This window comes from uncultured Litoreibacter sp. (assembly GCF_947501785.1).
GTDB lineage: Bacteria > Pseudomonadota > Alphaproteobacteria > Rhodobacterales > Rhodobacteraceae > Litoreibacter.
Map to the genome: position 1 here is coordinate 3,251,048 of NZ_CANMXB010000001.1, position 19,688 is coordinate 3,270,735.

Sequence of the window (19,688 nt, forward strand, 5' to 3'; positions counted from 1 at the left end):
GCATATGGAACCGAGGCATGGCGGCAAAATTCTAGCGGATCAGCTGGCTATTCAGGGCGTCGAGCGGGTGTTCTCCGTCCCTGGCGAAAGCTTTTTGGCGGCGCTGGACGGGCTCTATGACAGCGGCATTCAGAACGTGGTTTGCCGCCAGGAAGGCGGTGCCGCGATGATGGCAGAGGCGCATGGCAAATTGACCGGCCAACCAGGCGTTCTGTTTGTCACGCGCGGCCCGGGGGCCACCAACGCGTCGTCGGGCATCCATGTTGCGATGCAGGATTCAACGCCCATGGTGGTTTTTGTGGGCCAGATCGATATCGCGCATCGCGACCGCGAGGCGTTTCAGGAAGTCGACTACAAGCGCCTGTTCTCGCCGCTGGTGAAATGGGTGGCGGAGGTCGACACAACCGAACGGCTGCCCGAATACATCGCCCGCGCGTTCCAATTGGCCCGCTCCGGCCGCCCGGGGCCGGTGGTGCTGGCCCTGCCGGAAAACATGCTGTCGGCGCAGGCCACCGTCCCCGACCGCCCCAAAGCACGCATCGCCAGCCAAACCGCCACCAACCGCGACGCGCATCTGATTGCCAAGGCGCTGTCGAAGGCCGAAAAACCGCTGGTCATTGCCGGCGGGTCGGTCTGGTCGGCGCAGGCGCAAATGGACCTGCAAGCCTTCGCCGCCGCCTGGCACCTGCCGGTGGCGGTCCCGTTCCGCAGGCAGGATCACATCGACAACCGACATGCATGTTACGTGGGCGATCTCAGCGTTGGAATGAACCCGGAACTTGCCGCCCTTTTGGCAGAGACAGATTGCCTGGTGGTGCTTGGCTCGCGCCTCGGCGACATCATGACCAACGGCTACACCACCTTGAACCCCGAGGCTCATGGCACCCGCATCCTGCACGTGCATAGCGACCCGGATGAGCCGGGCCATATCTACGCGCCCGATCTCGCCATTGCAGCCGACAGCGCCAGCATGGTGGCGCAGCTTGGGTCTTTGACCCCACCAACCGCGCCAATATGGAGCGGCTGGCGCGACGCGGCGCGCCGGTCCTATTTGGATTGGCAGATGCCGCTGGAAACACCGGGCCCCGTGAAAATGGAGCTGGTAACCACATGGCTGTCCGACACCCTTCCAGATGATGCGATCCTGACGAATGGTGCCGGCAACTACGCGGCCTTCTTGCACCGGTATTTCAGGTTCAAACAGATGCACACGCAGCTCGCGCCGACATCCGGGTCCATGGGCTATGGCTTCCCCGCCGCGATTGCCGCCAAGCTGCAACACCCCGACCGGGACGTGATCTGCTTTGCAGGCGACGGGTGCTTTCAGATGACCTGCAACGAGATGTCCACCGCCATCCAACACGGCGCGGCGGTGATTGTGCTGGTGGTCAACAACGGCAAATACGGCACCATTCGGATGCACCAGGAAAAAATCTATCCCGCGCGGGTGTCCGGCACGCAGATCGCCAACCCAGATTTCGCCGCACTGGCCCGCAGCTACGGCGGATGGGGCGCGACGGTGACCCGCACCGAAGATTTCGAAAGCGCCTTCAACGAGGCGAAAGCCGCAAAAACGCTCGCCGTGATCGAGTTGCAATTGGATGACGAGGTTTTGTCCACCGGGCTCAGCGTCAGCGAGACACGTGCTCTTGGGCTAGGTTCCGGTTAATTCAATTCCCCATTAAGGTTAACGCGCCGCCGTAAAGAGGTCCTTGGGGAGCAGACATCGCCGCTCCCCAAGCAAAAGAAGCCAGCGATATGCCGTTGCTTCACCTTGGACGGCCATCGGGTTGCCACCCTGTACCGCCAGCTCAGACACATCGATTCTGGTTTCATCTTGGTAAAAATATGCCCGCCGGAGGCAAGAAAACATGCGGACCGTCCTGCTTGGGATGATCCAAATGCATATTTTTGCCAAGATGAAGCCGGAAATCCTCTCTCGGTCGGGGCGCGTTAACCTTAATGAGAGGTTAGAATTCGACGCCGATCTGGGCTTTGATGCCGGAGCGGAACGGGTGTTTGATCAACTCCATTTCCGTGACCAGATCGGCCAGCTCGATCAAGTCCTCCTTGGCGTTGCGACCCGTCAGTACGACATGCGTCATCTCAGGTTTTTCATCGCGCAGGAAGGCGACCACGTCATTCACGTCGATATAGTCATAGCGCAGCGCGATGTTGATCTCGTCCAGCAACACCATTTTGTTGGCAGGGTCGCGGATCAGCTCCTTGGCCTTTTCCCAGGCGGCAGACGCCATTTCGATGTCGCGGGATTTGTCTTGGGTTTCCCAGGTAAAGCCTTCGCCCATCGTGTGAAAGGCGCATTTGTCGGAGAATTTGTCGAGGATCAGGTCACGCTCGCCAGTCGACATGCCGCCCTTGATAAACTGGACCACGGCGCATTGCATGTCATGCGCGATGCAGCGGAAGATCATGCCGAAGGCAGAGGAACTTTTGCCTTTTCCCTTGCCGGTATGCACGATGACCAACCCCTTTTTGTCGGTCTTGGTAGCCATAATCTTGTCGCGGGCCGCTTTCTTCTTGGCCATTTTCATCGCGTGGCGGTCGAGGTCTTCTGGCTTGTCTGTCATCTGCTGGCTCCTGAGGTTGCGAAAACTGTGGGTGACGTCAATGCGGGATGCAAGCGGTAACCCTTTCTTAAGAGATGTGACCTAGTCCTTAAGCGTCGTCCCAGACTGGCAGGACCCCCAATGAGATTTTTCCTCTTGGCATTGACCGCATGTATCGCTGCTTGCAGCACCCCGGGGGTTGAGGTTTGGGGCGGCACGAATTCCCGACAATCGGTTGGCGCATATAGTTTCACCGTGAACCACACCCGCACCCGGGCAGAGGCATACCGGACGAATTTCGCGCTAAGGCCGCCACGCGCGGAGGTGTTTGCCAGCGCCGCACTCGCGATGGAGCTGGCCAGTGGCTGCAAAGCGGTGCGTGGATCGCTTAGTGGCGACGTGGCGCTCATCAAGGCGGACCTCATTTGCTAACCAATTTGCGCATGGTGATTTCTGTGGTCCGCTCAAAACCGGGATGCCGGCCTTCAGCGGTTTTGCGAAAGCCATACCGCGCGAAGGCTACATGGTTTTCTGTCAGCTCGATGCGGGTTTGAAGCTCCAAATAGGAGAACCCTTGGTTGCGCGCCATCTTTTCAGCATAGGCAATCAGCTGTTTGGCATACCCCCGTCCCCGATAGCGCTTGGCCACGGCAAGCTTGCCGATATAGATGCAATCGGGTTTTTCCGACAAAAATGCACAGGCCACGGGGGTCTTGTTGCCGTTTTCAATCACGAGCAACTGCTCGTCACATGCGAAATCGGCTATCTGTTGCGCTGTCAGCCTGCGCACCGAAGAGGGCGGGTCAATGCGCCCGTCCATATAGGCGAAACTGTCTTGCAGCAGTTTGAGCACTGCGTCCCAGTCGTAGTTGGCAAAGACCCATGTGACGTCATCCATTAGCGAGCTCACTCAGCAGCGCTCGGGCCGAGTTGGATTTTGGGACCCAAAGCCCCCGCTCAATCGCCTCGTTCAACCGCTCCGCCATCTCGCGCAGGGCGGGCGCGTTATGCTCTGCAATGAAGTCGCGGGTGTCGTCGTCTTCCAAGAAGGCCTGGTGCACCAGATCGAAGTGGTGACCGCGCACCGCGCCGGTGGTGGCCGCGAAGGCGAAGAGATAGTCCAGCGTTGCGGCCATCTCGAACGCGCCCTTGTAGCCGTGGCGTTTGACGCCTTCGATCCATTTTGGGTTCACCACGCGGGAGCGGACCACGCGGCCAATCTCGTCTTCAAGCGTGCGGATGACCGGGCGTTCGGGCCGGGAATGGTCGTTGTGATAGATGGGCCGATCTGTGCCTTGCAACGTGCTGACCGCCGCCGCAGCGCCGCCCTCGAACTGGTAGTAGTCGTCCGAATCCAGCAGGTCATGTTCCCGGTTGTCCTGATTTTGCACCACGGCGTCGACCTGGGAAAGCCGCGCCGTCAGGGCGGGCTTGTCCTGTATGCCCTCGCCGTCTTTTCCATAGGCGTAGCTGCCCCATTCTAAGTAGGCCTCCGCCAGATCGGATTTATCTGCCCACAGCCGTTCATCAATCATCGCTTGCAGGCCCGCGCCGTAGGCGCCGGGCTTGGAGCCGAAGACGCGTGACGGGTTTTCGCCCTGCCTCGCGCGGGCGGCGGCGGGGTTCAGATCGTCCGGTTCATCTAAGGCTTGGACGGCGCGGGCGGCACTGTCCACCAGCGCTATTTGCTGCGGGAAGGCGTCGCGGAAGAAGCCGGAGACCCGCAAAGTGACGTCAACGCGGGGGCGGCCCAACACGCCCTGAGGCAGGATCTCGAAGCCGGTGACGCGCCGGTTGGCGCTGTCCCATTTCGGCTTGCACCCCATCAGCGCCAGACATTGCGCGATGTCGTCGCCGCCGGTGCGCATGTTGGCGGTGCCCCATGCGGTCAACAGCATCGCGCGGGGCCAGTCGCCATGGTCTTGCAGGTGTTTCTCGATCAGCAGGTTGGCCGATTTCCAACCCAAGGCCCACGCGGTGGGGGTAGGGACCGCCCGGCTGTCGACGGAGAAAAAATTGCGCCCGGTGGGCAGCACATCAAGGCGGCCCCGTGTCGGGGCGCCGGAAGGTGCCGGGGCGACGAAGTGCCCCTTGAGGGCGCTGAGGAGGCCCGCCCCCTCTTTGGGCCCGCACGCGTTGACCGTTGGACGGATATGGTTGGCGATCTCCGTCAGGATGGTGGTTGACGCTCGGCTAACGCCGTCGCCCCACCCGCCATCCCGCACCAGTTGGATGGCCAGCAACTCAATGCGCTCCAGCGTGTCACCGTGGCTGCGCCACCTATCTTGGGAGACATGTGCAAGCACGTCAGGTCGGGGACCCGCCCAAGGCGCGGCCATGTCACAATCGAGCGGATCAAAGTTCAGCGCCAGGTCATCGGCAATCGCGCGGATCAGCGAGGCATTGCGTCCTGCCCCGTCACCGCGTGGCACCCGGGTCAGAGCAATGGTCAGGTCGCGGGCCAGATCGCCCTCGGGCGCTGTGCCGAAAATGTGCAACCCGTCACGGATCTGCGCCTCTTTCAGCTCGCAAAGATATGCGTCTAATTTGGCCAGGTCGCCGTCCTCATCTTCACCCTTCATGCCGACATCGGCATCCAGACCGGTGGCTTGGGTCAGGGTTAAGATTTCTTTGCGCAGGTGCGTGATGCGACGCGGGTCGACGCCTGCGGCCTCGTAGTATTCGTCAACCAACGCTTCGAGGTCCCGCAGCGGTCCGTAGGTCTCGGCCCGCGTCAGCGGCGGGGTCAGGTGGTCGATGATCACCGCCTGTGCGCGGCGTTTGGCCTGCGTGCCCTCGCCGGGATCGTTTACGATGAACGGGTAGACATGCGGCATCGGGCCGAGCACCGCCTCAGGCAGGCATTCGTCTGACAAAGCCGTCGCCTTGCCGGGCAACCATTCCAGATTGCCGTGCTTGCCCATATGCACGATGGCATCCGCGCCCCAATCCGAGCGCAGCCAGAAGTAGAAGGCCAGATAATTGTGCGGGGGGACGAGGTCAGGGGAGTGGTAGGTCTCCGTCGGGTCGATATTGTAGCCGCGGGCGGGTTGCAGGCCGACGACGGCGTTGCCGAAGCGGTGGATGGACAGTTTGAAACCGCCATTTGCAAAGAACGGGTCGGCATCCGGTAAGCCCCAGCGGTCTTCGATGCGTTGGCGGGTGGCATAGGGCAGCTTGGCGTACTCGGTTTTGTAGGTGTCCAGCGGTAGAGTTTCGCCGCCTTCGGTCTCGGCACGGTCGGTCAGCCAGTTCGTGGGGCCGGCCATGATCTGGTCCATCAGGGCTTTGCTATCGGCGGGAGGCGCGGTGTCGTAGCCCGCTTCTTTCAGCAGGGCCAACACACCGACTGTGGAGGCGGGCGTGTCGAGACCGACGCCATTGGCGAGCCTGCCATCCTTGTTGGGGTAGTTGGCGAGGATCAGCGCGACCTTGCGGTTTTCGGTCGAGCTGCGGCGCAGCTTGGCCCAGTTGGCGGCAAGCTTGGCCACGAAACTGATCCGGTCGCCGCGCGCGCGGTAGGTGGCGATGGGGCACTCGGTGGCTTCGTCGAAGAAGGCCTCCCCCTTGAAGCTGACGGCACGGGTCAGGATGCGGCCGTCGACCTCGGGCAGGGCGACATTCATCGCGATGTCGCGGGCGGAAAGGCCGGACTGCCCCTCTTCCCACGCGGCCTCGGATGACGCGGCGAAGACCACCTGGAAGACGGGGGAGGCGTTGGCCGACGCATGGACCAGCGGGTTCATCGTTGCGGGGTCGCCGTCATGGGGGGAGCCTACGGCGAAAGAGGTGGCGTTTAGGATGATTTCTGGTGCGGTTTGCTCAAAGAGCGTCTGCAACGTCGCTTGGCTGACCGGGTCCTTAAGGGAGGCCACGAAAATGGGCAGCGGGTTCAGCCCCTCGCGCAGAAGCGATTTCACCATGCGGTTGATCGGGGCAAGGCCTGCGCCTTGCACCAACGCGCGGTAAAAGATCAGCGGCACGGTGGGCGCGCCTTTGGTCCATGCGGCCTGCGCCGTGGCGAGGTCGGACACGCCTGCGCCGGGCCAATAGACGCCTGCCCTTAAAAGAGGGGTCGCGGCTTGGGGCCTGTCGGAGCCGTCCAGCATTGCGCCTGCGTAGCTGAGGAAATTGGCGGCATTCGCCGGGCCACCCTCGACCATATGAGCCCAAAGAGCGTCGTAGTCCTCGGCGCTGACGGTGGACAGGCCGCGCAGCTCGGCGTCTGGTTTGTCGTCGCCGGGCAGGGCTGCAAAAGGGACGCCTGCGTCATGCAGGTGGGCCGCATATTGTTCCAGCCCGTATTTCCAGTAGCCGGACCCGCCGAGGCAGCGCGCGATGACGAGTTTGGATTTGGTGGCGCAGGCCTCGATATGCAGATCGACCGACATCGGGTGCTGCAAATGGGTCAGGTTGGCTAGGCGCAGGGTGGGCGGGTTGACCATCTCGCCCCGGGCCTCTGACAGCGCAGCAAGCTCCGTATCGGCGGCGGAGATGAACACCACATCAGCAGGCGTCTGGCCCAGATCAACAGGCTCGGTGCCGTCGTCGATGCTTCCGGGAGTGGCGGCGAGGAGGTGCATTTTTGAGGCCTCAGGATGTGAGTATTTTTGCCAAAACGAAGCTAAAGGTGCTTTTCCATGAAGAGGCTGGTTTGGTTGGGCTCGTAGTCACCGAAGAGCGCGCATTCGGTGTAGCCGTGGCGGGCATAGAGCTTGACGGCGGCGGCGAGTTTGTGGGCGGTTTCGAGTTTCAGGGTCTTGATGCCCTCGGCCTTGGCGGTCTGGTCGAGCGCTTCCATAAGCCTGTCCGCAATGCCTTGCCCCCGACGGTCTGGGTCGACGAACATGGATTTGACCTCGGCGTAGCTGGTTTTGATGGCCAGTGCGGCGGTGCCGGTGATGGTGTCGCCGTCCCTCGCGACGAGGAAGCGGATGTTGGACGCGCAGAGCTCGTCGATGTCGAGGAAGTAGTTCTCCTCCGGCTCGAACAGATCCTGCATCAGCGCGTGGCTTTGTTTCAGCAGCGCGGTTGCTTGGGGGTCTTTGGGGTCTCCGGCCTCGACGATCATGCTTTGAGCGCGGCGTCTATGGCGGCGTGGTCAAGACCTGCTTGGCCGATCACCACCAGCCGGGTTTGGCGGGATTCATCTGCTGCAAATGGCCGGTCGAAATATGTGTCGATGCGCGGGCCCACGGCCTGCAGGGTCAGGCGCATGGGTTTGCCCGCCACGGCGGCGAAGCCTTTGAGGCGCAGGATGTCATGTTGACGAATGACATCTGCGACCTGCTCGGCAAAGGCCTTGGGGTCGGCAATTTCAGGGCGGGTGACCACAAAGCTTTCGAACTCGTCATGGTCGTGCTCGTGGTGATGATGGTCGTCATCATGGTGATCATCGTCGTGGTCATGGTGGTGGTGATGCACCTCGTGGCGGGCGTCGAGGTCGTTTTCCGAGCCCACGCCTTGGCCCAGCAGCACATCGACCGGCAGCTTGCCCATAGAGGTTTTGACCACCTGCACAGAGTCGCGGCTCTCAGATTTCAGATTGGCCACCAGGGCGGCGCTTTCGTCCTCTGACAGCAGGTCGGATTTGTTGACCACGATCATATCCGCGCAGGCGACCTGATCCTCGAACAGCTCCGACAGGGGCGTTTCGTGGTCGAGGTTTTCGTCCAGCTTGCGCTGCGCGTCCACGGCGGCGACGTTATGGGCGAAGCGGCCCTCGGTCACGGCTTTGCCGTCGACCACGGTGACGACGCCGTCCACGGTGACTTGGGTCGAAATCTCGGGCCAGTTGAAGGCGCGCACCAGCGGTTGCGGCAGGGCTAGACCAGACGTCTCGATCACGATGTGGTCGGGCTTGTTCTCGCGGGCCAACAGCTTTTCCATCGTGGGCACAAAGTCGTCGGCCACGGTGCAGCAGATGCAGCCGTTGGACAGCTCCATCACGTCGTCCTCGGTGCAAGTCTCGTCGCCGCAGCCTTTGAGGATGTCGCCGTCAACGCCCAAATCACCAAACTCGTTGATAATCAGCGCGATGCGCTTGCCATTGGCGTTTTGCAGCATGTGGCGGATCAGGGTGGTTTTGCCGGCCCCAAGGAAGCCGGTGACGACGGTGGCGGGGATTTTTGCGGGCATTTATGCCTCCTCTGAGCGGGTCCAGATCAGGGCGGCGAACAGCCCCAGCAGAACCCATGAGATCATGGCGACGCCCATCACGCGGGCGACAAATTCGGATGCAAGTTCAGACGGCGCGACGCCAAAGTAAGTGTCGAGATGCGGCGCGCCCATCAGATGCGGGACCAGCAGGAAGATTGGCGCGGTGATCCAAACGCGCGACCGTCCGTCAAACGCGATCTGGGTCAGGCCGATCAGGGTCAACACAACGCAAGAGAGATACCAAACCTGGCGCGGAACAACTTCCGCCCCGATGGCGCCGGGCAGTTCCGGCGGCATCCCGATGGCGGGCGCGATGACAACGGCAATGGCACCGCACAGGCCCCAGACCATTCCCCGCTTGGCGGTGATCTCATGTCCCGCGCGGGTGGCGAGTGCGAAGCCCGCAACCATGAAAAACGCGTAAGCCGTGAAGGTCACAGCCGAGAACCCGATGGTGTAGATGTGGCGCAGCGGCTCTTCCCAGACGGAAGGTGCGCCGCGATCAGATTGCGTGGAGCCATCGGTTGCGAAATGCACCCGTTGGCCGGATTCAAAAAGTTCGGCCTCCATGATCAACGGGACCACGAGCCATAATTGAAGAAGCGCGGCAAGCACGCCTGCTCCAACACCAGCGAACACGGCGCTGGTCAATATTTGGCGAAGCATCTGCTTAGTGGCAGGGGAACGACATGGCGTGGCGCATGTCGTGTGCAGTGTCATGCAGGACGCCAGCTTGGGCGAATCCAGCGGCGAACAGCAGGACGAGGCCCAACAGGACCGCGCCGGCAATGCCCATCATATCCGCGTTGCTGGCGGCATTTGACTGGGTTGCAGCGATTGCTTGTGCGTTCTTTTTCATTTTGTCGTCTCCTATCACCGTCACCCCGACGGCTCGTGGGTTTCAAAACGCAAGGCTGGTCTCCTGGCTCGCGGGTCGAGGTGCTTGGCCTGCCTTCCCAAGGGTTTCCCCTCAGTGGCGTCGTTGGCTGGCACTCTCCGCTTACAGTCGCGGGGGCGGCTCCGGCATTGCGTCCCTGTTTGGGTCACGCGCACCGTATTCCCATTTTTCCCCGCTACGCTTTGCGCCCACGGGGAACCATGCAAGGAAGACCATGCGCCGCGCAGGCCCGAAGGGTCAAGACGGATTCCGACAAACCGGGCGGTTTACGCGACGCCTTCAAGGTTCAACGACACCAGCCGCCCGTTCTCCTTGTCCATATGGGGCAGGTAGGCCTGGGAATAGTCGTCCATATGGGCGTGGTCGGTGGTTTGCCAGTCCCAGTCTCGCACCGACGAAAAGCCCACATCCAGCAGGGTTTGCGTCAGCGTCGGCTTGTCGAAGATCACCTTGTGGTAGTCGTAGACGTCGCGTTGGCCGCCCATCATCAGGCCGCGGATGGTCTCCAACCCGTTGGGCAGTTTGCCAGCCACATACAGCTCGGCGCAGGCTTGGTAGTCCGGAACGGCCAACCGCAGCACGCCGCCGGGGCGCAGGACGCGGCGCCATTCGCGCAGCACGTCGACATGTTCCTTGCGCCCGAAATGCTCCAGCAGGTGGCAGGCGTAGATATGGCCGACCTGCCCATCCTCGATGAAGCTGAGATCATCCACGGGGCCGATTTTGTCCACGTGCGGGTAGTCCAGCGCGTCGACGTGGAAATAGCCGGGCAGGTGTTTGACCCCGCAACCAAGGTGGAGCTTTTCATACATATCGGGTGGCCTTCCGTGGGAGATGTGGCAGTTCTGGACCCGTGATACGCAATGCGTGACCCAAGGAAAAGCCCAACATCCTGTGGATAACATGGGGTATCCGCCCATATCTGGGGTTTTTGCGTTGACTCACAGGGGCCTGATCAAAACAATCAGCCAACCAGAACCCGATTCCAATGGGGCAGCAGGCATTTGCGCTTTTCGAAACTCAGACTGAACGGCTTCAAAAGCTTCGTGGACCCCACGGAGCTGATCATTGCTGACGGGCTGACCGGCGTGGTCGGGCCAAACGGGTGCGGCAAGTCCAACCTGCTGGAGGCATTGCGCTGGGTGATGGGTGAGAACCGCGCCAAGTCCATGCGCGGCTCGGGCATGGAGGATGTGATCTTTGCCGGTGCCATGTCGCGGCCCGCGCGCAACTTCGCGGAAGTGTCCCTGCAGATCGACAACGCGGAGCGGCTGGCCCCCGCTGGGTTCAACGACCTCGACAATCTCGAAATCATCCGTCGGATCACCCGCGACGCGGGCTCGGCCTACAAAACCAACGGCAAGGACGTGCGGGCGCGCGATGTGCAGATGCTGTTCGCCGATGCCTCCACCGGGGCGCATTCGCCCGCGCTGGTCCGCCAAGGCCAGATATCCGAGCTGATCAACGCCCGCCCCAAAGCGCGGCGACGCATTTTGGAGGAAGCGGCTGGCATTTCGGGGCTGTACCAGCGTCGGCACGAGGCGGAGCTGAAGCTGAACGGCGCGGAAACCAATCTGGCGCGCGTCGAGGACGTTCTGGAACAATTGGCGGCGCAATTGGCGCAACTGGCCCGCCAGGCGCGACAAGCGGCACGCTACCGCGAGATCGGCGATGAATTGCGTCGCTCTGAAGGGTTGCTTTTGTACCGCCGCTGGAAAGAGGCGGATGAAGCACGGGCGGCGACCGGCGCGGAGTTGACCGAACGCACACAGGTGGCCGCGCAATCAGAACGTCAGGCCCGCGAGGCCGCCAAGCTGCGTGAGACACAGGAAGGCGCGCTGCCGCCCCTGCGCGAAGAGGAGGCGGTCGCCGCAGCCATCCTGCAACGCCTTGTGGTGCAGCGCGACACGCTGACCGATCAGGAAGCGCAGGCCAAGCGCACAATAGAAACGCTGACCGGACGCATTGCGCAGCTGGGCAACGATATTGAACGCGAGGCGTCCCTGAACAAGGATGCCGGTGAAACGATCGAGCGGCTGGAATGGGAAGAGAAAGAGCTGACCAAAGCGTCGGCGGGCCACACCGACAAGCTGGATCAGGCGGGCACCGACGCGCGCGAAGCTGCGAATGTCTTGTCGGATCGGGAAACCGCCCTGTCCGAGCAGACCGAGGATGTCGCACGGTTGGCCGCGCGGCATCAGTCGGCCCATCGCCTGATGGAAGACGCCACCAAAACGCTTGAGCGGTATGAGGGCGAGGCCGAAAAGGCGCGCTCCGCCGTGGATGAGGCGGCCGAGACGGTGACCAAAGCGGCCGCGGATTTGGCGGCGGCACAGGTGGCCTCGACCGAAGCGGCCGGATTGGCCGAGCAGGCGGATGCCGCCCTGGCCAAGATTGACGTCGAACGTGGCGAGGCACAGACGCGGGAAGAAACTGCACGGGCGCAGCGGTCTGAGGCTGAGGGCGAAGCGAATGCCTTGCGCGCGGAAGCCACGGCATTGGCCAAGCTGGTGGAACGCGACACGGCGGATGGCAAGCAATTGCTGGACGCGGTGCAGGTGAGATCCGGGTTTGAGAAGGCCCTGGGCGCGGCGTTGTCCGACGACCTGCGCGCCCCGCAGATCGAACCGGACGAACCCACCGGCTGGGCGCTGCTGCCCGATTATGACGAGGCGCAGCGGCTGCCATCGGGCGTGAAGGCGCTGACGGAATTTGTAACGATCCCCGATGTTCTGGCCCGCCGCATGAGCCAGGTCGGGCTTGTTGACGCGGAGGCAGGGCCGCGGCTGCAAAAAGAGCTCTATCCCGGGCAGCGTCTGGTCTCGGTCGAGGGCGATCTGTGGCGCTGGGACGGGTTCAGGACCGATGCGGAAGACGCGCCAAGCTCTGCCGCCTTGCGTCTGCAGCAGCTCAACCGGTTGGAAGAGTTGAAGCAGGGGGTGGAGCGGGTCTCGGCCGCCGCCGACGGCGCGCGGGCGGCGCATGAACACCTGATCAAGCAGCTTGAGGATTTGACCGCGCAAGACCGCGCGGCACGTGAAGCCCGCCGCGATGCGGACCGGCGCATGGCAGATGCCGCCCGCGCGCTCAGCCGCGCCGAGGGTGAGCAGTCCATGGCGCAGGGCAAGCAGGAAACGCTTGGGCTGGCCGTGACCCGCTATGAAGAGGAAGCAATGGCCGCGCGGCAGCGGCTGCAGGAGGCCGAGAAGGGCGTCGCCGATCTGGGCGATCTGGACGCGGCGCGCGCGCAAATCGAAGACGTCAAGATGACCGTGGAAGCCGCGCGGATGACGATGCTGGCGAAAAGGTCCGCGCATGATGAATTGCGCCGGGAGGGTGAGGCGCGGCTGAAACGCAGCCAAGAAATCACCACCGAGATCAGCGGCTGGAAGCATCGCCTGGCCACGGCAGAGAAGCGCATCGCGGAGCTGGAAGAGCGCAAAGTGACCAGCGAGGCGGAGCTGAAAGAGGCGTCCTCCACCCCTGACGAGATTGCGGCCAAACGCGAAGAGCTGGGCAGCGCGATTGATGAGGCGGAAACGCGGCGTCGCGCCGCTGCTGACAAGCTGGCTGAGGCCGAAACCATTCTGCGCGAGGCGGTGCAGACGGAACGCGAGGCGGAGCGCAACGCATCAGAGGCGCGCGAGGCGCGGGCGCGGTCTGAGGCGCGTGCGGACGCGGCGAAGGAGACGGTGAGCTACGCCGTTGAGCGCATCCGTGAGGAGATGGAGACCACGCCGGAGGCGCTTCTTGAAACGCTTGATGCCGACCCGGAGAAGATGCCGGCATCCGAAAAGATCGAGAATGACGTGAACCGCCTGAAACGGCAGCGCGACGCGCTGGGGGCGGTGAACCTGCGGGCCGAAGAAGACGCGCGCGAGGTTCAGGAAGAGCATGACGGGTTGGAGAAGGAAAAGATCGACCTGCATGACGCGATTGGCAAATTGCGCACCGGTATCGCATCATTGAACAAGGAAGGGCGGGAGCGGCTCTTGACTGCGTTTGAGGAAGTGAATGGCAGCTTTGCCACCTTGTTCAAACACCTGTTTGGCGGCGGCGAGGCCAAGCTGGTGATGGTGGAATCCGATGACCCGCTGGAGGCCGGATTGGAGATCATGTGCCAGCCACCGGGCAAGAAGCTGAGCACGCTGTCGCTGCTTTCGGGCGGTGAGCAAACGCTGACCGCGCTTGCGCTGATCTTCGCGGTGTTCCTTGCAAACCCTGCCCCGATCTGTGTGCTGGACGAGGTCGACGCGCCGCTGGACGACGCCAACGTCACCCGCTTCTGCGACCTGCTGGACGAAATGACGCGGCGGACCAACACGCGGTTCCTGATTATCACCCACCACGCCGTGACCATGGCACGTATGGACCGCCTGTTCGGGGTGACGATGGCCGAGCTGGGCGTGTCTCAGCTTGTCTCGGTCGATCTGAAGAAGGCCGAGCAATTGGTGGCATGACGGCAGACGCGCGGCTGCGCCGACGCCCCTCCCGCCATCCCGTAGGCTGCGCTAAATCTTGAAATCGTCCGGCGATTTGCCCTTGGCAATTGCCTCTTTCAACCATGCAGGGCGCGGGCCCCGCCCGCCCCAGGTGTTGGCCGCATTCGCGGGATCGCGGTGCGTCACCTTTGGCTTGGCTTTTGCGGCCTTCTTCGGCTTTGACCCCGCCGCTTTCGCCCCGCCCGTCAATTCGGACAGCGAGAAGCCAAGCTCCTTCGCTTTCGCCTTCACGGCGGCGAGCGCCTTGGCTTTTTGCTTCTTGTCATGCCGCGCAATAGCGGTGTCGATGCGTTTCCGCAGCGCCTGAAGGTCTTTCAGCGACAACGGTTTCAGGTCAATTTTGGCCATTTCGATTTAGCTCCCCAACTAAAAGATGTGCGTTCATACCTGTTTAGCCTTGCAACGCCAAGGGGTTACAGTCTTTGCAGCAAACCGGCGGTGGGCCAGGCATCCGCCGGCAGACCCAGCCGTTGTTGTTCCGCCTGCACCGCCGCCCGGGTGCCCGCGCCGAGGATGCCGTCGATCTTGCCAACGTCGTACCCCCGTTGTGCCAGCTTCTTTTGCAGCTGCCGCATCTGGGCGTCGTTCAGGCCCGGTTCCGGCGAGCCTGGGTCGAAGACCGGGGCGCCGGACAGCCGCGTGGCGAAATAGGCAGCGGTGGTGACGTAGGTGAAGCTTTGGTTCCAGTCGAAATAGACGCGAAAATTGGGGTAGGCGATGAAGGCGGGCCCCTTGCGGCCCTGCGGCAGCAGGATGGAGGCCTGGCCGCCGCCCAGAAATGCCCCGCCGCGCGGCTTCACACCCATCTGCGCCCATTGGCCCACGGGCAAGGTGGTGCCAAGCCCGGTTTTGGACCAATCCATTTGCGCGGGCACCACCACCTCCTGCAGCCATGGCTGCCCCGGCTGCCAGCCGAAGGAACGCAGCATCTTGGCCCCCGACAACAGCGCATCCGGCGGCGAGCCTTTCAGGTCGACCCGCCCGTTGCCATCGGCGTCAACTCCGTGCCGGATGATGTCTTCGGGCAGCATTTGCACCATGCCGATCTCCCCCGCCCAGGCACCGGTGGTGGTGCGCGGGTCAAACCCGCCACGCTCAAAAAGCTCCAGCGCGGCGAAGACCTGCGGGCGGAACAATTCGGGGCGGCGGCAATCATGGCTCAGCGTGACCAGCGCGTTCAGCGTGTTGAAGTTGCCCTGGAAGGACCCGTAATCGGTCTCCAACGCCCAAAACGCCAGCAGCACCCCCGGCGGGATGCCATATTCCTGTTGCGCCCGGCGAAAGACCGAGGCGTATTTCTGCGCATTGGCGCGCCCCTTGTTAACACGGCCCTTGCTGATCACCGCGCGGGCGAACTCGGTAAAGCCCTTCTTAAAGACGCCTTGCGACCGGTCGGCCTTGATCACTTTGGGGTCTTGGCGCACGCCTTGGAAGAATGCGTTGACCTGTGCGGTCGGATGGCCTTTGGCTACGGCCTCGGATTTCAGCTGCGACAGGAAGCCCGAAAAGCTGCCGCCGCAAGATTGCGCGACCGCCCCCACAGGCAAGGCCGCCAATACGCATCCCAAAACCAAACCACGCATCCTGCGTCTCCTTCCCTTCAAAACAGCACAGCCGCCACGACGACCAACCCCAGACATAGCGCCCACGCCCGCCAAAGCACGGAAACGCAGGCATCTATGTCATTGGCGGTCACCTGATGCCGTCCCTCGGGGTAAACAAAGGGGAAATCCCGCATCTCGCCGTCATAGCTGCGGGGCCCGGACAGGGCGGTGCCCAGCACGCCGGCCATGGCGGCCTCCGGCCAGCCTGCGTTGGGGGACCGGTGAAGCCCTGCGTCACGGCGCACCACGGCCCAGACGTCCCAACGCATATGGGCGGCAACGATCAACGCCGCCGTCAGCCTCGCGGGTATCCAGTTGACCGCGTCATCGAGCTTTGCCGACGCCCAGCCAAATTCCTCGTAGCGGTGGTTGCGGTAGCCCACCATGCTGTCGGCGGTGTTGATGGCCTTGTAGATAAATATGCCGGGCAGCCCCGCCACCAAAAACCAGAACGCCGGAGCGATCACCCCGTCGCTGAGGTTTTCGGCCCCGCTTTCAATGGCGGATCGCGCCACAGCCGACCCGTCCATACCGCGCGTGTCGCGGCCCACAATCTTGGCCACGGCGGCGCGGCCATCCCCAAGGCTCAGGCGCAGCGCGTTGCCGACATCGCGCACATGGTCGGCAAGGCTGCGTTGCGCCAGTAAGATGGCCGTCAGAAAAAGCGACCAAAGCCAACCAAAGGGCAGGGCGGCAATCACCGCGCCGATCAGCCATGCGCCCAAAACCAAGGCCGCAACCATCACCGCGCCCATGGCGCGCCGTGCGCCGGTGTTCATACGGACTTCCAGCCACGCGATCAGGCGGCCGATAAGGACGGCGGGGTGTGGGGCGCGATCCCAGAGCCATTTCGGCTCCCCCAACAGGGCGTCCAGCAGCATTGCGGCGGCCAGCGTCATGCCAAAGCGGCCTCAAGCTGCTCCCACTGATCCGGGGCGGGCAGGCCGAGCCGCAGCCAGCTGCCGGAATAGGGGAATATGCGCGACCAGACATGGCCCTTGGCAAGCCGGTCCTGCCATGCGCCCGCGTCGCCAACGTCATACAGCCGAAACAGCGTCGTGCCGCCCACAACCGTGGCCCCGGCCCGCGCCATCAACCCGTCCAACCGGTCGGCGTCTTCAGACAGGCGCGCCCGCGTTGCGTCAGCCCAGTCATCATCCTCCAGCGCCCGTGCCGCGATCTCCAACGCGGGGCCGGAAACGGCCCACGGTCCCAGCATGTCTTCCATGCTGGCGCGGGGGATCACCTCCGACGTACCGTCGCCAAGTTCCAGCACATCGACGGGCGCCAGCGTCGCCGGCGCGGCAATGGCAAAGCCCAGCCGAAGGCCTGCCAGCCCCCAGAACTTGCCGAAGCTTTTCAGCACCACCACGCCCGGGTCCGTGGCCCGTGCGATGTGGCTGGCATCAGGGGACACGTCGCAGAAGCTTTCGTCAACAATCGTGAGGGGTTGGTCGCCAAAAATGGTCGCGTCCCAAAACTGTCCGGTCGGGTTGTTGGGGTGCACATAGACGTGGGTCGGCGCGTCCGGGTCCTCGGTGCCGTCCAGCTTCAACGCGGCGGCGAAGGCGGCGGCGTGCTCGTTATAGGTGGGGCCGGGGATGTAGGCCCCGGAGTAATCCGTCAGCTCCGGCATGCGCGCAATCAGGGCGGAGGCCCCGGGGGCCGCGACAACGGATGCCCCATCGGGCACGTTCCAGAACCGTCGCGCCGCTGCAATCAGCCGGTCCTGGGCGGTGCGGTCGGGCAAGGCGGTCCATGCGTCCATGGCGATGTCACCCACCGGGTAGGGCACCGGATTGATGCCGGTCGACAGGTCGGCCCAGCCGGATCGCTGCCCTCCGAAGGCGGCAACCGCACCATCCAGCCCGCCGCCGTGGTCGCGGGTCTCAGTCATCTTTGGACAGGTCGGCGGGCATGGGCGGGTGGCGGGTCACGAAATGCCCTTTCACCTCTTGCGGCCATTGGCGGTAGGGGACCTGCCCGGTTTCGCTTTGCGCGTGCAGCGCGGCGTAGCCCACAATGCCAGCAGCGGCGTCGGCGGTCGCTTCAAATTCGCCCAGCGTGTAGTTCAGCTTGCCCGCGCCCTGAATGGCCACGTTGCAGCCGCGCGCGCAGCCCATGAGGCAGGAATGGCGGCGGGTTTCGACGCCCTCCACGCCCCTGGCGGCGGCTTCGATCAAGTCGGCGAACACCTCGCCGTCGGTGACCTCGGCCCCACGCTCCTCCCAGTCCGAGCGTTTGCAGGTGTCGCAGATGGTGATCAGGCTGGTCATAGGGGTCTCTTTCGCAGGGCGATGGGCGCCGGGTTGTGCCCACAAATCGGATTCGGGGCACAGAAGCAAGATCGCGCCGCCGCCGCAAGGCAAACCGCTGAAATTTACCGTTTATTAACAATAGGGGCGCACTGTTGGGTCAGCTACTAGGGGAAGTGTACCGGCCCCAAAGAAAGGTCGGACGTTCAATGAGAGTTCTAATTGTCGAAAGAGACCCGTCCCTGGGTCAGATATGGCGCAACCATATCCAGCGGCTCGGCGCGCTCGTCAGCGTTGCCCATGGGCAGACCGATGGGGTCGAGGCGCTGCAGAATACCGCCTACGACATCCTGGTGCTGAATTTGGATTTGGCGGATGGCAGCGCAATGGCGGTCGCGGACTACGCCAACTACCGCTACCCGCTGTGCAAGGTCATCTTTGTGACGTCGTCCAGCTTCTTCTCCGACGGGTCGATCTTCCGCTACATGTCTAACGCTTGTGCACTGATCCCCAGCACGGTCCCCCCCGGAGACATGGCCGCCTTGGTCGAACACCATGCCCGCTGAAAGGGCGGGGCCGCGCCTGTTCTAGCTATGAAGCAACGTCTTGGTCGCCTGCTTGACGCTGTCGCGGATGTCCCCGGGGCGCGGGTCGTCGGCAAGGGTCGAAAGCCAGTTCTCTGGCGGGACGCAGACCGTGGGCCATTGCAGAACGCCGTCGATGATGCCTTGCTCACCCGCGACGGCAGGCGCGCCGCCCGGGTCACGGTCATTCAGCACGCACCAGATGCCCGCCCAGCAGCGGGCAACGGCCCAGGGGTTGTATCCGCCTCCGCCCGTCACCCAGATGCGGGGCGCCATGTGGCGAAGCGTGTCTATCGTGTCAAAGTAGGCGCGGTTTGACAGCCCCAATTTCATCATCAGGTCGTCTTCCAGCGAATCCGCGCCGGCCTGAATGACAATCGCCTCCGGGGCAAACTCTTCCACAATGGGGCAGATGGCGTGGCGGACCAGATGGGCCATCTCGCTATCGTTGAAGGCGGGCGGGACGCAATAGTTGTATACGCGGTAGGACGGGTCGCTCTCAGTCCCGCTGAAGGGCCAGCAGTTTTCCTCATGGATGGAAAGGGTCAAAACATTCCGGTCAAAGGCAAAGGCGGCCTCGACCCCGTCGCCGTGATGGGCGTCCAGGTCAATATAGGCAATGCGGGTCAGGCCAGCGTCGCGCAGGGCCAATATGCCAAGGACCAGGTCGTTGAAATAGCCAAAGCCGGCGGCGCGGGCGGGTTGCACGTGATGCGCGCCGCCAAGCGGGCTGTGGACCACGCCCCCGTCCACCAGCAGGTCGGCGGCCTTCAGGGCGACGCCACAGGCGGTCGCCGCCCGCTCGATGACCCCGGGGAAGATCGGGTTGTCCCCGCTGCCAAGCCCGTATTTCAGGCGGATGTCTGGGGGGACCTCCTGCCGCGCTTCGGCGTCATAGGCCGCGTCAATATAGCCCTGGTCGTGAAACGCCCGTAGCCTGCGGGGAAAGGCTTTCGAGCCGGTCAAGTACTGCTCAGGGTCAAACCAGTCCAGGCTTCGGATCACATCCAGGGTCGGCGCGGTTTTCGGCCAGGCCAGCGGGTGGCCGGATGCGCGCCCGGTGTGGCCAAAAATGTCGCTGCCCAAAAGCAAAGGTTTTGTCGTCATTCAGAGGTCCTT

Annotated in this window: 18 protein-coding genes and 1 riboswitch; of the genes, 4 read left to right on the top strand and 14 right to left on the bottom strand. The window is 63.2% G+C overall.

What is annotated here, in order from left to right; all coding sequences use genetic code 11:
* The first annotated feature begins 4 nt into the window (after window positions 1-4).
* Window positions 5-1,669, top strand: coding sequence for a thiamine pyrophosphate-binding protein (locus tag Q0899_RS16155; RefSeq protein WP_299194130.1), 1,665 nt, complete (start codon window positions 5-7; stop codon window positions 1,667-1,669).
* A gap of 301 nt (window positions 1,670-1,970) precedes the next feature.
* Here the strand turns inward: Q0899_RS16155 and cobO are convergent, their stop codons facing one another.
* Window positions 1,971-2,588 carry a cob(I)yrinic acid a,c-diamide adenosyltransferase gene (gene cobO, locus Q0899_RS16160; RefSeq protein ID WP_298295682.1) on the bottom strand — a complete coding sequence of 206 codons (618 nt, stop codon included), beginning with the start codon at window positions 2,586-2,588 and terminating at the stop codon, window positions 1,971-1,973.
* Between the two features lie 120 nt (window positions 2,589-2,708).
* Here cobO and Q0899_RS16165 point away from each other — a divergent pair, with 120 nt between their 5' ends.
* A complete protein-coding gene (locus Q0899_RS16165; RefSeq protein WP_299194140.1) occupies window positions 2,709-2,999 on the top strand; it encodes a hypothetical protein in 291 nt (96 codons plus the stop codon).
* Here Q0899_RS16165 and Q0899_RS16170 read toward each other — a convergent pair.
* The 7 genes from Q0899_RS16170 to Q0899_RS16200 all read right to left on the bottom strand — a co-directional run bounded on the left by Q0899_RS16170 (window position 2,989) and on the right by Q0899_RS16200 (window position 10,436).
* On the bottom strand, window positions 2,989-3,465 hold the full coding sequence (locus Q0899_RS16170) for a GNAT family N-acetyltransferase (RefSeq protein ID WP_298360441.1): 477 nt from the start codon (window positions 3,463-3,465) through the stop codon (window positions 2,989-2,991). The genes Q0899_RS16165 and Q0899_RS16170 overlap by 11 nt on opposite strands.
* Window positions 3,458-7,150, bottom strand: a complete 3,693-nt coding sequence (gene cobN, locus Q0899_RS16175; RefSeq protein ID WP_299194143.1) for a cobaltochelatase subunit CobN — start codon at window positions 7,148-7,150, stop codon at window positions 3,458-3,460. The genes Q0899_RS16170 and cobN overlap by 8 nt, the downstream gene beginning before the upstream one ends.
* A gap of 41 nt (window positions 7,151-7,191) precedes the next feature.
* Window positions 7,192-7,638 (bottom strand): GNAT family N-acetyltransferase, encoded by a 447-nt coding sequence (locus Q0899_RS16180; RefSeq protein WP_299194145.1) that lies wholly within the window; start codon window positions 7,636-7,638, stop codon window positions 7,192-7,194.
* Window positions 7,635-8,705, bottom strand: coding sequence for a cobalamin biosynthesis protein CobW (gene cobW / locus Q0899_RS16185; RefSeq protein WP_298295692.1), 1,071 nt, complete (start codon window positions 8,703-8,705; stop codon window positions 7,635-7,637). The genes Q0899_RS16180 and cobW overlap by 4 nt, the downstream gene beginning before the upstream one ends.
* On the bottom strand, window positions 8,706-9,392 hold the full coding sequence (locus Q0899_RS16190) for a CbtA family protein (protein ID WP_298295694.1): 687 nt from the start codon (window positions 9,390-9,392) through the stop codon (window positions 8,706-8,708).
* 4 nt (window positions 9,393-9,396) lie between these two features.
* The gene (locus tag Q0899_RS16195) at window positions 9,397-9,585 is read right to left on the bottom strand and encodes a CbtB domain-containing protein (RefSeq protein ID WP_298295696.1); all 189 of its coding nucleotides are present in this window, start codon (window positions 9,583-9,585) and stop codon (window positions 9,397-9,399) included.
* Between the two features lie 35 nt (window positions 9,586-9,620).
* A riboswitch (cobalamin riboswitch) is annotated at window positions 9,621-9,842 on the bottom strand.
* 48 nt (window positions 9,843-9,890) lie between these two features.
* A complete protein-coding gene (locus tag Q0899_RS16200; protein ID WP_298360431.1) occupies window positions 9,891-10,436 on the bottom strand; it encodes a methyltransferase domain-containing protein in 546 nt (181 codons plus the stop codon).
* A 192-nt stretch (window positions 10,437-10,628) separates the two neighbouring features.
* On the opposite strand from Q0899_RS16200, the gene smc reads away from it, so the two are divergent.
* Entirely contained in the window at window positions 10,629-14,084 is a 3,456-nt protein-coding gene (gene smc / locus Q0899_RS16205) for a chromosome segregation protein SMC (RefSeq protein WP_299194149.1), read from the top strand.
* Between the two features lie 51 nt (window positions 14,085-14,135).
* On the opposite strand, the gene Q0899_RS16210 is transcribed toward smc, so the two are convergent.
* The 5 genes from Q0899_RS16210 to Q0899_RS16230 form a co-directional block, all read right to left on the bottom strand.
* Entirely contained in the window at window positions 14,136-14,474 is a 339-nt protein-coding gene (locus Q0899_RS16210; RefSeq protein WP_298295702.1) for an H-NS histone family protein, read from the bottom strand.
* Between the two features lie 65 nt (window positions 14,475-14,539).
* Window positions 14,540-15,709: a lytic murein transglycosylase gene (locus Q0899_RS16215; RefSeq protein WP_298295704.1), complete on the bottom strand. Its 1,170-nt coding sequence runs from the start codon at window positions 15,707-15,709 to the stop codon at window positions 14,540-14,542.
* 17 nt (window positions 15,710-15,726) lie between these two features.
* Window positions 15,727-16,629, bottom strand: a complete 903-nt coding sequence (gene cbiB, locus Q0899_RS16220; protein ID WP_299194152.1) for an adenosylcobinamide-phosphate synthase CbiB — start codon at window positions 16,627-16,629, stop codon at window positions 15,727-15,729.
* Complete coding sequence (locus tag Q0899_RS16225; protein ID WP_299194154.1) at window positions 16,626-17,627, bottom strand: threonine-phosphate decarboxylase; 1,002 nt, start codon at window positions 17,625-17,627, stop codon at window positions 16,626-16,628. Before Q0899_RS16225 ends, cbiB begins: the two co-directional genes overlap by 4 nt.
* Complete coding sequence (locus Q0899_RS16230; RefSeq protein WP_299194156.1) at window positions 17,620-18,006, bottom strand: DUF1636 domain-containing protein; 387 nt, start codon at window positions 18,004-18,006, stop codon at window positions 17,620-17,622. Before Q0899_RS16230 ends, Q0899_RS16225 begins: the two co-directional genes overlap by 8 nt.
* Window positions 18,007-18,194: 188 nt before the next feature.
* On the opposite strand from Q0899_RS16230, the gene Q0899_RS16235 reads away from it, so the two are divergent.
* Entirely contained in the window at window positions 18,195-18,551 is a 357-nt protein-coding gene (locus Q0899_RS16235) for a response regulator (RefSeq protein ID WP_298295712.1), read from the top strand.
* A gap of 21 nt (window positions 18,552-18,572) precedes the next feature.
* Here Q0899_RS16235 and Q0899_RS16240 read toward each other — a convergent pair whose 3' ends face one another.
* Window positions 18,573-19,676 (bottom strand): acetoin utilization protein AcuC, encoded by a 1,104-nt coding sequence (locus tag Q0899_RS16240; protein ID WP_299194159.1) that lies wholly within the window; start codon window positions 19,674-19,676, stop codon window positions 18,573-18,575.
* Window positions 19,677-19,688: the final 12 nt, after the last annotated feature.

Bases quoted from the DNA above. Each gene is read 5' to 3' on its own strand.
- Q0899_RS16155 (WP_299194130.1), top strand. From the start codon at position 5: ATGGAACCGAGGCATGGCGGCAAAATTCTAGCGGATCAGCTGGCTATT.
- cobO (WP_298295682.1), bottom strand. From the start codon at position 2,588: ATGACAGACAAGCCAGAAGACCTCGACCGCCACGCGATGAAAATGGCC.
- Q0899_RS16165 (WP_299194140.1), top strand. From the start codon at position 2,709: ATGAGATTTTTCCTCTTGGCATTGACCGCATGTATCGCTGCTTGCAGC.
- Q0899_RS16170 (WP_298360441.1), bottom strand. From the start codon at position 3,465: ATGGATGACGTCACATGGGTCTTTGCCAACTACGACTGGGACGCAGTG.
- cobN (WP_299194143.1), bottom strand. From the start codon at position 7,150: ATGCACCTCCTCGCCGCCACTCCCGGAAGCATCGACGACGGCACCGAG.
- Q0899_RS16180 (WP_299194145.1), bottom strand. From the start codon at position 7,638: ATGATCGTCGAGGCCGGAGACCCCAAAGACCCCCAAGCAACCGCGCTG.
- cobW (WP_298295692.1), bottom strand. From the start codon at position 8,705: ATGCCCGCAAAAATCCCCGCCACCGTCGTCACCGGCTTCCTTGGGGCC.
- Q0899_RS16190 (WP_298295694.1), bottom strand. From the start codon at position 9,392: ATGCTTCGCCAAATATTGACCAGCGCCGTGTTCGCTGGTGTTGGAGCA.
- Q0899_RS16195 (WP_298295696.1), bottom strand. From the start codon at position 9,585: ATGAAAAAGAACGCACAAGCAATCGCTGCAACCCAGTCAAATGCCGCC.
- Q0899_RS16200 (WP_298360431.1), bottom strand. From the start codon at position 10,436: ATGTATGAAAAGCTCCACCTTGGTTGCGGGGTCAAACACCTGCCCGGC.
- Q0899_RS16210 (WP_298295702.1), bottom strand. From the start codon at position 14,474: ATGGCCAAAATTGACCTGAAACCGTTGTCGCTGAAAGACCTTCAGGCG.
- Q0899_RS16215 (WP_298295704.1), bottom strand. From the start codon at position 15,709: ATGCGTGGTTTGGTTTTGGGATGCGTATTGGCGGCCTTGCCTGTGGGG.
- cbiB (WP_299194152.1), bottom strand. From the start codon at position 16,629: ATGACGCTGGCCGCCGCAATGCTGCTGGACGCCCTGTTGGGGGAGCCG.
- Q0899_RS16225 (WP_299194154.1), bottom strand. From the start codon at position 17,627: ATGACTGAGACCCGCGACCACGGCGGCGGGCTGGATGGTGCGGTTGCC.
- Q0899_RS16230 (WP_299194156.1), bottom strand. From the start codon at position 18,006: ATGACCAGCCTGATCACCATCTGCGACACCTGCAAACGCTCGGACTGG.
- Q0899_RS16235 (WP_298295712.1), top strand. From the start codon at position 18,195: ATGAGAGTTCTAATTGTCGAAAGAGACCCGTCCCTGGGTCAGATATGG.
- Q0899_RS16240 (WP_299194159.1), bottom strand. From the start codon at position 19,676: ATGACGACAAAACCTTTGCTTTTGGGCAGCGACATTTTTGGCCACACC.